The organism is Paucisalibacillus globulus DSM 18846 (assembly GCF_000482485.1).
GTDB classification, from domain to species: domain Bacteria; phylum Bacillota; class Bacilli; order Bacillales; family Amphibacillaceae; genus Ornithinibacillus; species Ornithinibacillus globulus.
The window spans coordinates 555,618-568,580 of record NZ_AXVK01000001.1 but is presented as its reverse complement, the minus strand read 5'-3'; the positions used below and the strand labels follow the sequence as shown (position 1 = coordinate 568,580).

Here is a 12,963-nt window from a genome sequence, read left to right as displayed (position 1 = left end):
CCCCCTATTCTAATTCTTTTAGTTGATTAATATATGTTTGAAGCTGCTCATCCTCTGAACCTGAAATATGCTCATTAATTTTTTGAATTAACTTCATCCGCTTCTCAAACCTATTATAAAGGTGTAGCTTCTTTTCATAGGATTCTAACATCGTTTCCGTTCGCTTAATATTGTCGTATACAGCTTGCCTAGAAACATTTGCTACTTCTGAAATTTCCCCTAATGAATAATCCTCTAAATAATACATTTCCATATAATTACGTTGTTTCGGGGTTAATAATGCCTGGTAAAAATCTAATAAATAATTCATTCTTGTCGTTTTATCTAGCATAATGCCACCCCTTGTTAAGTGAAATTCCTTTACAATTTATCTTAACGAACGATATATCGTTTTGCAAGTATAAGCGTAGCTATTCTTCCGTTGGTTCTTCTAGCATATCAGCAAAAAGACCATAAACAAAAGCGTTCGCATCAAATTTTTGCATATCCTCGGCCTTTTCACCTAAACCAACATATTTAACAGGAATGTTTAATTCATGACGAATCGCTAAAACTATACCACCTTTTGCAGTACCATCGAGCTTCGTTAAAACAATTCCAGTAACATCAGTTGATTCCGAGAATGTTTTTGCCTGACTAAGTGCATTCTGTCCTGTTGTTGCATCAAGAACTAATAGGACTTCATGTGGAGCACCAGGAACTTCTCTTTCTATAACTCTTTTCACCTTAGATAACTCATTCATAAGGTTTACTTTATTTTGTAATCTACCAGCAGTATCACATAATAATACATCGACATTACGGGACTTAGCTGCTTTAATTGCATCAAAAATAACCGCTGCTGGATCACTTCCTGCGTTTTGTTTTACTACTTCTACCCCAGCACGTTCACCCCATACTTCTAGTTGTTCAATTGCACCTGCACGGAAAGTATCCCCTGCAGCTAGCATAACTGATTTCCCCTCATCCTTAAGTCGATGAGCTAGTTTACCTATTGATGTTGTTTTTCCAACTCCATTAACACCAACAACAAGAATAATCGTTAGTCCATCCTCTTGTATATTTAATGTTTCAATTTTTTCATTATCATCACCATAATAGATTTCTACTAATTTTTCAGAAATAACTTCTTTTACTTCTTTAGTATCTTTAATATTACGGCGCTGTACTTCAAATTTTAACTCATCAATTAAATCCATAACAGTCATAACGCCAACATCTGCAGAAATAAGCACCTCTTCTAATTCTTCAAAGAAATCTTCATCTACTTTTCGGTAACGCGCGATTAAATCATTAATTTTACCTGAGAAGGATTTTCTAGTCTTCTCCATTCCTTCCTTATATTTAGTAGAAACTTCTTCTTCATTTTCTTGTTTGAATTTATTCTTTAATTTTTGAAAAAAACTCATGTACTTGACACACTCCTTTAAGATTGAATAAGCTCTTTTGTCTCTTCCAAACGGACAGAAACTAGTCGTGACACACCAGATTCTTGCATCGTTACACCATATAAAACATCAGCTTGCTCCATAGTACCCTGACGATGGGTAATGACTATGAATTGAGTATCTTCACTATAGTGCTTAACATATTTTGCAAATCTTACAACATTCGCTTCATCCAGGGCTGCTTCAACTTCATCCAGCACACAAAACGGAACCGGTCTTACTCTTAAAATTGCAAATAGCAATGCAATAGCAGTTAATGCACGTTCTCCACCTGACAGTAGCCCTAAGTTTTGAAGCTTCTTACCTGGTGGTTGCGCAATAATATCAACACCTGTATCTAACAAATTACTTGGCTCTGTAAGCTTTAACTCGGCATGTCCACCACCAAATAACTCTTTAAACACAACCGAGAACTCCTCTTTAATTTGAGCAAAAGTGGCACCAAATAAATGTTCCATCTCTTCATCCATTTCTTTAATAACGGCAAATAACGTTTCTTTTGCTTGAACGAGATCGTCCCTTTGTTCAGTTAAAAATGTATAACGTTCAGAAATACGATCAAATTCGTCAATAGCACCTATATTCACATTACCAAGTCTAGTGATTCTCGCTTTAATTTCTGAAACATTACGTTTTGCTTCCTCTAAATTTTCTACCTTTTCATATTCCTGCTTAGCTCGCTCAAATGTAATAATATATTCTGTCTGTAATACAGATAAATGGTTTTCGAGCTCTACATCAATACGGTTAGCTTTAACTTCCTTCTGTTGTATCCTCCCGATAAGTGCTTGGTGTTTCTTGTTTTCTTCCTTCAACTCTCGTTCATCATCCTGCATATTCTGAGTACGAGTCAATCTAGCTGAACGAAGATCCTGAATAGTTATTGTAATAGCTTCTTTTTCTTCACTTTTCTTATCGAGAATCTCGTTTATTTCTTCTTCCGATTCATTAGAAAGAGAGATTGCAATTAGTTGATTCAATTCTTGAACAATTGATTCATAATAAGTTGTTTGTTCAGTTAGCCTAGCTTGTAACGTATTGGTTTTTTCCTGTTGGTTTTTTACACGCTCTTCTTGTTCTGCAAGCTGGACTTGATAAGTATGGAAGTCGTGTTGAAGCTGTTCTTGGTTTTCTTTAAACTCCAGTTCTTGTTTAGATAGTTTATCAATCTGATCTTGAAAATCTTGTAATTTTAGTTTTATATCCTCTAACTCAATCTCCAGTTCATTATCTCGCTTATTCAACACATCATAGTCACGTTCAAACTGTTGTTTATCCTGATCATAAACAGATAGATTTTCTTGTAAGGAAACTAATTTTAATTCAATTTCTTTATGTTTCGATCTTACTTCCTGAAGCAGCAGTTGATTTTCAGTGAAGATTTTCTCCAACTCGTATAACTTCTGTTCTAATTCAACTAGCTGATTCTTCTCATTTTGGACTTTTTTCTCAAATCCAAGTGCCTTGTTCGAATATTCCTCTAGCTTTTCTGTTAACTCTTGTAAATCCTTTTCTCTAGTAAAAAGGGATTGATTGGTTTTCTTTTGAGCCCCACCAGACATGGAACCACCTGGGTTAACCACGTCTCCTTCAAGCGTTACTATACGATATTTACGCATAACTTGCCTTGCGATATCATTAGCATCTTTTAGCGTTTTTGCAATTATTACATGCCCCATTAAATGATCAACAGCTTTTTGAAATGAAGGATTGGTAGAGGCGAGCTTACCAGCGACTCCAACAAAACCTGGATGAATTTCCACCTGCTTTAATACATCCTGTGGAATAAATCTTGCTTGAATTGATCCTAATGGTAAAAATGTCGCTCGACCACTGTTGGTTCGTTTCAACCAATCTATTGCTAGCCTTGCAGATTCATCTTTTTCAACGACAATATGTTGAGCCTGACCACCAAGTACTGTCTCAATAGCAGTAATATAGGACTTCGGAACATCTATTAACTCAATAACAGCTCCATGTATATCTGTTAATTTACCATTTTCTCTAGCTTTTAGTATTGATTTAACCCCTTGAAAGAATCCTTGAAAATCCTCTTTCATTTCTTCCAACATTTCTTTTTTTGATTTCAATTTTTCAATATACTGATAGCCTTGATAAAGTTTTGTTTGTGAGTCTTGATAAAGATGCCGCTTTTGTTCAATTTCTTTCTTAACTTCTCTTATGTTTACTTCCTTTTCAAGATAATTATTTTCAGCAGATTGTAATGATTCTTCAATCGTATCTAATTTCTTTGTATACTCTTCACGTAAATCAATTAAATCTTGAAACTTCTCTGCTTGTTTACCTTTTTTTGCATTAATCTGTTGTACTTGACCCGAAATAGATTGACGCTCATTACGTTTCGCAGCTTGTTTGTTTAAGTATTCAATGTACTCGGATTTAAGTTCTTCAATTTGCTCGTGGATATTATCTTGATCAATTGTTAACTTTCTTTTTAGCTCATTTACTATTTGTTTTGTACTTTGTTTTTTTTCTTGAAGTTCATTTAATTTATTAGTTTCTTCGATAAGCTCCGATTCAAAAACTGTAATTCTTTCTTCAGCTTCCTGTTTTTGTATCTCAAGCTTTTCTTTATTCTCAGTAAAGTGTTTCGTTCTTTCATGGAAAACTTGTTTTTTACCTTCATACTGTTCAAGTTGTTGCGTTGTTGTGAGTAAACGCTCCTGTAATTCATTAATCTTATCGTCTATACGTTCAATTTCTTGACGCTCATTAGCTAAGCCTGCTTCTTTCTTTTGAATCATAGTCTTTAATGAAATCTCTTCCATTTTTTCGGATTCAATTTCATTTAATATACCTTGCCATTCATTGTGAAGTAACTCGATCTCAGTAATTAGCAAAGATATTTCTTGTTTCTTTAGAAATTCTTTTTGTTTTAAATATTCTTTAGCCTTTTCCGCTTGCGCTTGTAAAGGCTCAAGCTGATTCTCAATTTCATGAATAATATCCTCAACACGGTTTAAATTTTCTTGTGTTTCTGCAAGTTTGTATTCTGCTTTCTTTTTACGACCTTTATATTTTAAAACTCCTGCTGCCTCTTCAAATATTGTACGTCTCTCTTCGGCCTTAGAGCTTAATATTTCCTCTACTTTTCCTTGGCTGATGATAGAGAAAGCTTCTTTTCCTAAGCCAGAATCCAGAAACAAATCGACAATATCCTTTAGTCTACAGGTTTGTTTATTAATGTAAAATTCACTTTCACCTGAACGATACACCCTTCTTGTTACACTAACTTCATCATAATCAAGAGGTAAGGCTTGATCACTATTGTCTAATATAAGTGTGACTTCAGCGACATTGAGAGCTTTTCTCGTATCACTACCTTGGAAGATAATATCCTCCATTTTAGTACCACGTAGCGACTTTGCTGATTGTTCACCCAATACCCAACGGATTGCATCAGTAATATTACTTTTCCCACTGCCATTAGGACCTACTACTGCCGTTACACCCGGAACAAACTCCACATTAATCCGTTCGGCAAAAGATTTAAACCCCACACTTTCTAAACGCTTTAAAAACATAAACATTCTCCTATTGGAAACGAATCTCCCATTACTACTTCGTTCGATTCCACTTTCCCTTTTTCTCTATACCAATTTCTTATAAAGACTGTTTTAAAATAGTTTTTATTTTTATTTAAAAAATAGATTAAAAGTTTTATAAACAGACTGTATATATATATTTATTGGCTTTTTTATGCATTTATTTTATCATAAATATAGATACAAAAGAAGAGTGGACAGGGTAATGGAGGATTTTTATTCCTGTCCTTCAAAAAAAAGAGGTGTAAAATGAGTTTAGAAAACCCAACAAAAGAAAACCTAGCACTATTACTTAATGACTTAGCTGACCGTTTATCAGTTGTAAACCGCTCTATTATGGATGCAGAGGACTATGACCTAACAAAATATGAAGAAATAAAATTCTTGTATGATATGATTGTGCAAAAAGGCAAACTTTCTGTATCAGAAACACAAGCCTTTATCGAAGAATTAAGTAAAGTAAGAAAGAAATAAAAAAAGATAAAAGGAGGTTTTACCTTAAAGGTAGCCTCCTTTTTGTTAATAACTTATCTTATCTAAAGCATTCTTTGCTGCACGTTGCTCCGCCTCTTTTTTCGTTCGGCCTACCCCCGAACCAAGAACACTATTATTAATAAGTAGCTCAGCTATAAATTCTTTATTGTGTGAGGGACCTTTTTCATCTACAATCTGATACACTATTGTCTGATTTTTGTCTTGTTGGACAACTTCTTGAAGTTTACTTTTATAATCCATCCCATGCGAAAAAGCACCAGTGTCGATTTTAGGAAAGACATGTTTCTCCAGAAAATCTAATGCAATGTTAAAGCCTTGATCTAAGTATAAAGCACCTAAGAAAGCTTCAAATACATCTGCAAGCAATGCAGGGCGATTTCTGCCGCCTGTCATCTCTTCTCCCTTACCTAAAAAAATATGTTCACCGAAATTTAAATTTCGTGCAAATACTTCTAGTGAAGGCTCACAAACTATAGCTGCTCGTAACTTAGTCATTTCACCTTCGGGCATTTCGGGATACTTTCTGTACAGATATTGAGAAACACCAAGCTCCAAAACAGCATCACCTAAAAATTCCAATCGTTCATTATCGGAAGTGTGCCCATCACGATGCTCATTCACATAAGATGAATGCGTAAATGCTTGTTTAATTACTTCAATATTATGGAATGTAAGATTTAGCATTTTTTCTAATTTTTCTCGATTCATCTTTAATATGCCACCTCTTGTTGAATTGAAAAGCGCAAGGCGCCCGCTTAGCGACTTACGGACTGCGCCTGGAGCTAGACATCTTCGAATTTTCTTCTAGTTATATGGAAAAGTCTCGCATCCAGCGAGACTCCCCTTATCCTTATATTAGCCCTGTAAATTGTTTATGTAATTTACAGCATCACCAACAGTGTTAATTTTTTCTGCTTCTTCATCAGCAATTTCCATATCGAATTCATCCTCAAGCTCCATAACTAGCTCAACAACATCTAATGAATCTGCTTCTAAATCATCTTTAAAAGATGCTTCCATTGTAACTTTTGATTCTTCCACATCAAGTTTATCAATAATAATTTCTTTTACGCGATCAAATACGTCTGCCATACACTTTCACCCCCTTTCAAAGTACTATAAAAGATAGCGGCGACTATAGCTAGATAGCTAAGAATATTACATTACCATACCACCGTCAATATGAATAGTTTGACCAGTAATGTAGTTTGCATCGTCTGAAGCTAAAAAGCGAACAACTTTTGCAACATCTTCTGGCTCACCTAATTTAGCAAGTGGAATTAAGCTGAGCATGCCATTCTTTTGCTCATCTGTTAATTGATCTGTCATATCCGTTGAAATAAATCCTGGAGCAATTGCATTGACTAAAATATTACGTGTAGCTAACTCTTTAGCAGTTGTTTTGGTTAACCCAATAACACCTGCCTTAGCTGCAACATAGTTAGCTTGTCCTGGATTACCGCTTACTCCTACAATCGAAGCAACATTAATAATCCTACCAGAACGTTGTTTCATCATTTGACGAGTAACTGCCTTCGTACAGATGAATACACCTTTTAGATTTGTATTAATAACTTGGTCAAATTCTGATTCTTTCATTCTCATTAATAGATTATCTCGAGTTATTCCTGCATTATTAACAAGAATATCTACACTACCAAAAGAATCCACTGTAAGTTTTACCATTTCCTTAACTTGTGCTTCATCCGCAACGTCTGCTTGAAATTTAAAAGCTTTAACACCTAATTGCTCAATTTCTTCAACAACTGCTTGTGCCTTTTCTTCACTTCCAGCATAGTTTACCACAACATTTGCACCATTTTTAGCAAGTTCTAGTGCAATGGAACGACCGATGCCCCTTGAGCCACCTGTAACGATTGCAGTTTTCCCTGTTAACATTAGGCTTCACTCCTATACCATGTAATAAAATCATTCATGGATGTTTGATCTTGTACGGTGAAAATCGTAGCTTGACGATTTATTTTTTTTACTAAACCACTCAATACCTTTCCATTTCCAACTTCAACAAAAGCGTCAACACCAGCTTCCATCATGCTGCGAATAGATTCCTCAAATCGAACAGGAGAATAAAGTTGCTTTAATAACAGCTCCTTTATTTCATCTTGTTTACTTACCGCTTCTGCTGTTACATTCGCATAGACTGGAATTTTTGCATCACGGATAACTACCTCATCTAAATGCTTTGCAAAGTCACTATTAGCTGCTTGCATTAATCTTGAATGAAAAGGTCCGCTAACATTTAAAGGAATAACTCGTTTTGCTCCTTTTTCTTTTAGAAGTTTACCAGCTTTTTCCACACCTGCAAGTGACCCGGAAATAACGATTTGTCCTGGACAGTTAATGTTTGCAAGATCTACAATTTCATCTGTGACACCTTCTAGAACCTCTTGAATTGCTTCTGCTGATAAACCAAGAACTGCCGCCATAGTGCCCTGCCCTTTTGGAAATGCTTCTTCCATTAATCTTCCACGAGTAGCTACTAATGGTAATGCTTCTTCAATAGATATAGAATTCGCAGCAACAAGTGCACTATATTCTCCCAAACTATGACCAACCACCATGGAAGGCTGAATATCTTCTTTTAAAAGTAAGTTAAATAAAGCAATACTAGATAATAATAGTGCAGGCTGTGCATTTTCTGTTTCTGTTAATTTATCAGTTGGACCATCAAACATTAATTTTTTTAAATCTTTTCCAATAACTTCGTTTGCCTTTGTATATAATTCTTGAATACTAGGAAATACATCATGAATTTCTTTCCCCATTCCAACCGTTTGAGAACCTTGACCAGGAAACATAAATGCAATTCTTTTCATTAGTCTTCCCCCTTACCTTGTTGCATCGTTTCAACTGTTTCTTTTATAGTGCCTATCATCCGTTGTTCGACCATGTTACAAGTTTGCTTAATAGCACTATAGATTGCACGACGATTGGAAGAACCATGTGCTTTTATTACAGGTGCCGCTAAACCAAATAATGCAGCTCCACCGTACTCAGAGTAGTCTAATTTATCCTTTAGTCCTTTTAAATCACTTTTAACCATACCAGCAGCTAGCTTTGTTTTCAATGAAGACATTAAGGTTTCTTTTAGCATAGAAAAAAGCGAAGAAGCAGTCCCTTCAATCGTTTTCAGAGCAATGTTTCCACTAAAACCATCTGTAACTACGACATCTGCTACACCATTTAGTAAATCGCGAGCCTCAACATTACCAACAAAGTTTATTGGTGCTTTTTTCATTAAATCAAAGGCTTTTTTTGTTAATTCGTTACCCTTCCCATCCTCTGTTCCAACATTTAATAAACCAACTCTTGGATTTTTAATGGACCGGACCTTTTCTGCGTAAACAGATCCCATAATAGCATACTGTAATAAATGGTTGGGCTTGGCATCCACGTTAGCACCGACATCTAACATTAGGAATCCCGTGCCGTCTAATGTTGGGAGTGTTGGAGATAATGCTGGACGATCGATTCCAGGAATTCTTCCCACAACAAATAATCCAGCGCTCATTAGCGCGCCGGTATTACCGGCAGAAATACATGCATCTGCACGCCCATCTTTCACTTCTTCAGCCATTTTAACCATAGATGAGTTTTTCTTTCTTCTAACAGCTCTAACTGGCTCATCCTCACCTGTAATGACTTCGTCTGTATGTACAATTTGAATACGCTCTTTGTCAGTCAAATATTGTGAGATTTTTTCTTCATCACCAAAAAGTGTAATTTGTAGATTTGCTATTTGCTTAACAGCATCCATCGCCCCTAAAACGATTTCTTTTGGCGCATGGTCACCACCCATAGCATCAATTGCAATTTTCATTTGTTATTCTCCTTTTTTCTCTGTTGACCGGTACATATGAAATTCTCCGGAAAAAACTTTTTCACTATCTACAAAACTATCAACTTGAACAATTGTAAGTCCTTTTTCACTTATAGCTTGAACAAATGCCTTCGCAACCACTCGTTCACCTTGGTGTACTTGTCTCTTGAAATGAATTACAGATTTAGTAGTTAATGCTAATTCATCATTTATGACTGCTACTGCAAGTGAATTTGCTTGTGCAAATAAATGATGTCCTCTAGCAATATTGTTCCTTGTAAAAACATGTTCTTTCCCAATATCTAGAATAGAGATTGCGCGTTTATCTAGCTCTAAATCAATTATTTCCCCAATTACATCTTCAAGCGGTAGAGATTTCACTGTTTCATTCCATTGACTCTTTGCTACCGTTTTTATTCTTTCCCTTAATTCAGGAATCGATAATTCCATTCGATCCAATCGAATGGTTTGAATACTTACGTCAAACTTTTTCGCTAGCTCTTCATCTGTTATAAAGGGGGTTTCTTCAATTGTTTCCCTAAGTTTTTCTTGTCTCTTTACTTTCGGTATCCTCATTAAAGCACACCATCCACTTTTAATATTTTTCTAATAATAATAATCGTTGATACTAAGACTTGGTACTAACAGTAATATATATTACCTAAGAAAATAATGCAAGTATGAATTAATCTAGAACAGTATCGAATACTCCTTCATTTTCTAATAAAGTCCTTAATGGTTCATATTTTGGATCTTCTTCTAACAAATTAAATTCAATGATTTCTTGTGCATCATTTCTTGCTGTTTCAAGTGCTCGGTAATCATGAATCATGTCCGCTACTTTGAAATCAGGCAATCCGCTTTGTTTCGTCCCAAAAAAGTCACCAGGACCGCGTAGCTTTAAGTCCTCTTCTGAAAGTTTAAAACCATTATTCGTTTCCGTCATGATGCGCATTCTCTCTTTTCCATTTTCACTCTTTGGATCAGCAATTAGAATACAATAGCTTTGTTTATCACCACGTCCAACTCTTCCCCTTAATTGGTGCAATTGTGAAAGTCCAAATCGTTCTGCATCATAAATAACCATTATGGTTGCGTTGGGAACATTAACACCTACTTCTACAACCGTAGTCGAAACAAGAATTTGAACTTTATTTGCTGCAAATTCTTTCATTATCTCTTCTTTCTCTGTTGAATGAAGTCTTCCATGCATTAATCCAACTTGGATGGATGGCGGATAGTATGCTTCTAGCTGATTGTATAAATCCACCGCGTCTTGAATATCAAGTTTGTCCGATTCTTCAATCAAGGGACAAATAATATAAGCTTGCTCCCCCGCTTCCACATGTTTTGCTATAAAGTTGAGTACACGATCAAATGTGTTTGCCTTTGTCCAATAGGTCTCGATTTCTTTTCTACCTGCAGGCATTTCATCAATGACAGAAACATCCATATCTCCGAACGCAGTAATAGCTAATGTCCTAGGAATGGGTGTCGCTGTCATAAATAGGACATCTGGATGTAATCCTTTATTAGATAGTGCCCTTCTTTGTTCCACACCAAATCGATGCTGTTCATCCACAACAACTAATCCGAGGGTCTCAAAATGAACATCATCCTGAATTAAGGCGTGTGTTCCAACAAGAATATGTACCTGATGATTTTCCACATCGGCAAGAATTTCTTTTCGTCTTTTTCCTTTTATAGAGCCTGTCAGTAATTCAACTCTTGCAAGATCACCAAACATTTCTGTTAAAGATTGAAAATGCTGCTCAGCTAGAATTTCTGTTGGTACCATTAAAGCCCCTTGCTTTTTAGCAGTAATTGCAGCATATAATGCTACCCCAGCTACCGCTGTCTTACCTGAACCTACATCACCTTGTAATAACCGATTCATTCTATAGGGTGATTTCATATCAGATAAAATTTGATTTAATGATTTTTTTTGAGCATTTGTTAATGAAAAAGGAAACTTACTTATAAACGTTTCAAGTTTCATAGCATCATAATGCTGTGAATTTCCAACTGTTGCTTCCCGTCGTCTTTTCCTTAATATTTGAATCTTTAACTGAAATAATAAAAACTCTTCGTAAGTAAATCTTCTTCTGGCATGTTTTAATGCAACTCGACTTTCTGGGAAGTGCATGGTTTTCATAGCACCCATGCGATTAGGAATTTTATAAGCTGATAACATATCCGGAGGAAGGATTTCTTCAACCTGATTGGCTTGTTCACGAATAGCTTGTTGGATAGCCTTCTTTAACCTGAAACTCGTGACATCCCCTCTAATGGAATAAATCGGTTGAATTTCAGAGGTTTTTTCTATGGAGCCCTTTTGATAATTACTAACAGTTATTTGAAGACGATGTGCATCCCATTTTCCAGTTAACGTTACCACATCACCCATTTTAATTTGGTTTTTGGCAAAAGCCCGATTAAACATAACTGCTTTAACTGCAATATTTTCCACCTCAATATTAAAAGTTAACCGGGATTTCTTTCTCCCATAAAAGGAAAGAGAAGGGGCATTCAATACCCTTCCCTCAATGGAAACTTTATCCTCATGAATTAACTCGCTTAAAGGTTGGATTTCTAAAACATCGTATCTAGAAGGGAAATAAAACAGCAAATCTTCAACTGTGTATATATTTAAGGACTGTAGGTCCTCGGCAAACTTATCCCCTATTCCCTTAATAGTAACTACGGAATTATCTAGCATAATCTCACTCTTTTCTATACTGTCGTACCAAAAATCTTTTCCTTCAAGAACCGTCCTGTTGGTGTATCAGCAAGACCGCCTTCACCTGTCTCACGTAATGACGATGGCATCTGCTTACCAATTCGATACATCGCACCAATCACCTCATCACAAGGTATCCGACTAACTACACCTGCCAAAGCCATATCCGCAGATACAATGGCTAATGCAGAACCGCCAGCATTTCGCTTTACACAAGGTACTTCTACTAACCCTGCAACGGGGTCACATACTAGCCCAAGCATATTTTTTAATGTCATCGCAAATGCCTCTGCAGATGCTTGAGGTGTACCGCCAGCCATTTCAACAATTGCTGCCGAAGCCATTGCCCCTGCTGAACCTACCTCAGCTTGACAGCCTCCAGCGGCTCCAGAGATAAAGGCATTATTCGCAACAACTAGACCAAATGCTCCTGCAGTAAACAAATAGCGTATCATTTGTTCTCGAGTAGGTTTAAGTTGTTCTTTAACTGCAAACAATGTTCCCGGAACAACACCTGCACTACCTGCTGTAGGGGTTGCGCAAATGACTCCCATTGCTGCATTAACTTCATTCGTCCCCATTGCTTTACTTACTGCATCCAGCATTAAATGACCTGATAAAGGCGTACTATCTTGCATATAGGTTTGGATTTTCACGGCATCTCCCCCGGTTAATCCTGTAACAGATTGAACACCTTTCAAACTATCTTCTACAGCCTTCTCCATTACTTGGAGATTTCTTTCCATTTCCGCAAATACTTCTTCACGCGTTTTATTTTTAATGTCCATTTCTTGACGAATCATCACTTCGGAAATTAATAAATTTTCCTTTTCAGCTATTTCCACTAATTCTTTAACGGTACGGAACATAGTT

Annotated in this window: 12 protein-coding genes; 1 reads left to right on the top strand and 11 read right to left on the bottom strand. The window is 36.1% G+C overall.

What is annotated here, in order from left to right:
- Window positions 1-4 precede the first annotated feature (4 nt).
- The 3 genes from K332_RS0102945 to smc all read right to left on the bottom strand — a co-directional run bounded on the left by K332_RS0102945 (window position 5) and on the right by smc (window position 4,993).
- On the bottom strand, window positions 5-331 hold the full coding sequence (locus tag K332_RS0102945; RefSeq protein WP_026906092.1) for a putative DNA-binding protein: 327 nt from the start codon (window positions 329-331) through the stop codon (window positions 5-7).
- A gap of 79 nt (window positions 332-410) precedes the next feature.
- Window positions 411-1,409, bottom strand: a complete 999-nt coding sequence (gene ftsY / locus K332_RS0102940; protein ID WP_026906091.1) for a signal recognition particle-docking protein FtsY — start codon at window positions 1,407-1,409, stop codon at window positions 411-413.
- 17 nt (window positions 1,410-1,426) lie between these two features.
- Window positions 1,427-4,993, bottom strand: coding sequence for a chromosome segregation protein SMC (gene smc / locus K332_RS0102935; RefSeq protein ID WP_026906090.1), 3,567 nt, complete (start codon window positions 4,991-4,993; stop codon window positions 1,427-1,429).
- Between the two features lie 270 nt (window positions 4,994-5,263).
- Between smc and K332_RS0102930 the strand changes: the two genes are divergently transcribed.
- The gene (locus tag K332_RS0102930; protein ID WP_026906089.1) at window positions 5,264-5,488 is read left to right on the top strand and encodes a DUF1128 domain-containing protein; all 225 of its coding nucleotides are present in this window, start codon (window positions 5,264-5,266) and stop codon (window positions 5,486-5,488) included.
- Window positions 5,489-5,533: 45 nt separating this feature from the next.
- On the opposite strand, the gene rnc is transcribed toward K332_RS0102930, so the two are convergent.
- The 8 genes from rnc to sdaAA all read right to left on the bottom strand — a co-directional run bounded on the left by rnc (window position 5,534) and on the right by sdaAA (window position 12,959).
- Window positions 5,534-6,217, bottom strand: a complete 684-nt coding sequence (gene rnc, locus K332_RS0102925; protein WP_026906088.1) for a ribonuclease III — start codon at window positions 6,215-6,217, stop codon at window positions 5,534-5,536.
- A gap of 147 nt (window positions 6,218-6,364) precedes the next feature.
- Window positions 6,365-6,601, bottom strand: coding sequence for an acyl carrier protein (locus K332_RS0102920; RefSeq protein ID WP_026906087.1), 237 nt, complete (start codon window positions 6,599-6,601; stop codon window positions 6,365-6,367).
- Between the two features lie 66 nt (window positions 6,602-6,667).
- On the bottom strand, window positions 6,668-7,408 hold the full coding sequence (gene fabG / locus K332_RS0102915; RefSeq protein WP_026906086.1) for a 3-oxoacyl-[acyl-carrier-protein] reductase: 741 nt from the start codon (window positions 7,406-7,408) through the stop codon (window positions 6,668-6,670).
- The gene (fabD, locus tag K332_RS0102910) at window positions 7,408-8,346 is read right to left on the bottom strand and encodes an ACP S-malonyltransferase (protein ID WP_026906085.1); all 939 of its coding nucleotides are present in this window, start codon (window positions 8,344-8,346) and stop codon (window positions 7,408-7,410) included. Before fabD ends, fabG begins: the two co-directional genes overlap by 1 nt.
- Entirely contained in the window at window positions 8,346-9,350 is a 1,005-nt protein-coding gene (plsX, locus tag K332_RS0102905) for a phosphate acyltransferase PlsX (RefSeq protein WP_026906084.1), read from the bottom strand. The genes fabD and plsX overlap by 1 nt, the downstream gene beginning before the upstream one ends.
- A 3-nt stretch (window positions 9,351-9,353) precedes the next feature.
- Window positions 9,354-9,926, bottom strand: a complete 573-nt coding sequence (gene fapR, locus K332_RS0102900) for a transcription factor FapR (RefSeq protein ID WP_026906083.1) — start codon at window positions 9,924-9,926, stop codon at window positions 9,354-9,356.
- A 109-nt stretch (window positions 9,927-10,035) separates the two neighbouring features.
- Window positions 10,036-12,069, bottom strand: coding sequence for an ATP-dependent DNA helicase RecG (gene recG / locus K332_RS0102895; RefSeq protein WP_026906082.1), 2,034 nt, complete (start codon window positions 12,067-12,069; stop codon window positions 10,036-10,038).
- A gap of 14 nt (window positions 12,070-12,083) precedes the next feature.
- Complete coding sequence (sdaAA, locus tag K332_RS0102890; protein WP_026906081.1) at window positions 12,084-12,959, bottom strand: L-serine ammonia-lyase, iron-sulfur-dependent, subunit alpha; 876 nt, start codon at window positions 12,957-12,959, stop codon at window positions 12,084-12,086.
- Window positions 12,960-12,963: the final 4 nt, after the last annotated feature.

Bases quoted from the DNA above. Each gene is read 5' to 3' on its own strand.
- recG (WP_026906082.1), bottom strand. From the start codon at position 12,069: ATGCTAGATAATTCCGTAGTTACTATTAAGGGAATAGGGGATAAGTTT.
- K332_RS0102945 (WP_026906092.1), bottom strand. From the start codon at position 331: ATGCTAGATAAAACGACAAGAATGAATTATTTATTAGATTTTTACCAG.
- fabD (WP_026906085.1), bottom strand. From the start codon at position 8,346: ATGAAAAGAATTGCATTTATGTTTCCTGGTCAAGGTTCTCAAACGGTT.
- fabG (WP_026906086.1), bottom strand. From the start codon at position 7,408: ATGTTAACAGGGAAAACTGCAATCGTTACAGGTGGCTCAAGGGGCATC.
- rnc (WP_026906088.1), bottom strand. From the start codon at position 6,217: ATGAATCGAGAAAAATTAGAAAAAATGCTAAATCTTACATTCCATAAT.
- sdaAA (WP_026906081.1), bottom strand. From the start codon at position 12,959: ATGTTCCGTACCGTTAAAGAATTAGTGGAAATAGCTGAAAAGGAAAAT.
- ftsY (WP_026906091.1), bottom strand. From the start codon at position 1,409: ATGAGTTTTTTTCAAAAATTAAAGAATAAATTCAAACAAGAAAATGAA.
- fapR (WP_026906083.1), bottom strand. From the start codon at position 9,926: ATGAGGATACCGAAAGTAAAGAGACAAGAAAAACTTAGGGAAACAATT.
- K332_RS0102930 (WP_026906089.1), top strand. From the start codon at position 5,264: ATGAGTTTAGAAAACCCAACAAAAGAAAACCTAGCACTATTACTTAAT.
- smc (WP_026906090.1), bottom strand. From the start codon at position 4,993: ATGTTTTTAAAGCGTTTAGAAAGTGTGGGGTTTAAATCTTTTGCCGAA.
- plsX (WP_026906084.1), bottom strand. From the start codon at position 9,350: ATGAAAATTGCAATTGATGCTATGGGTGGTGACCATGCGCCAAAAGAA.
- K332_RS0102920 (WP_026906087.1), bottom strand. From the start codon at position 6,601: ATGGCAGACGTATTTGATCGCGTAAAAGAAATTATTATTGATAAACTT.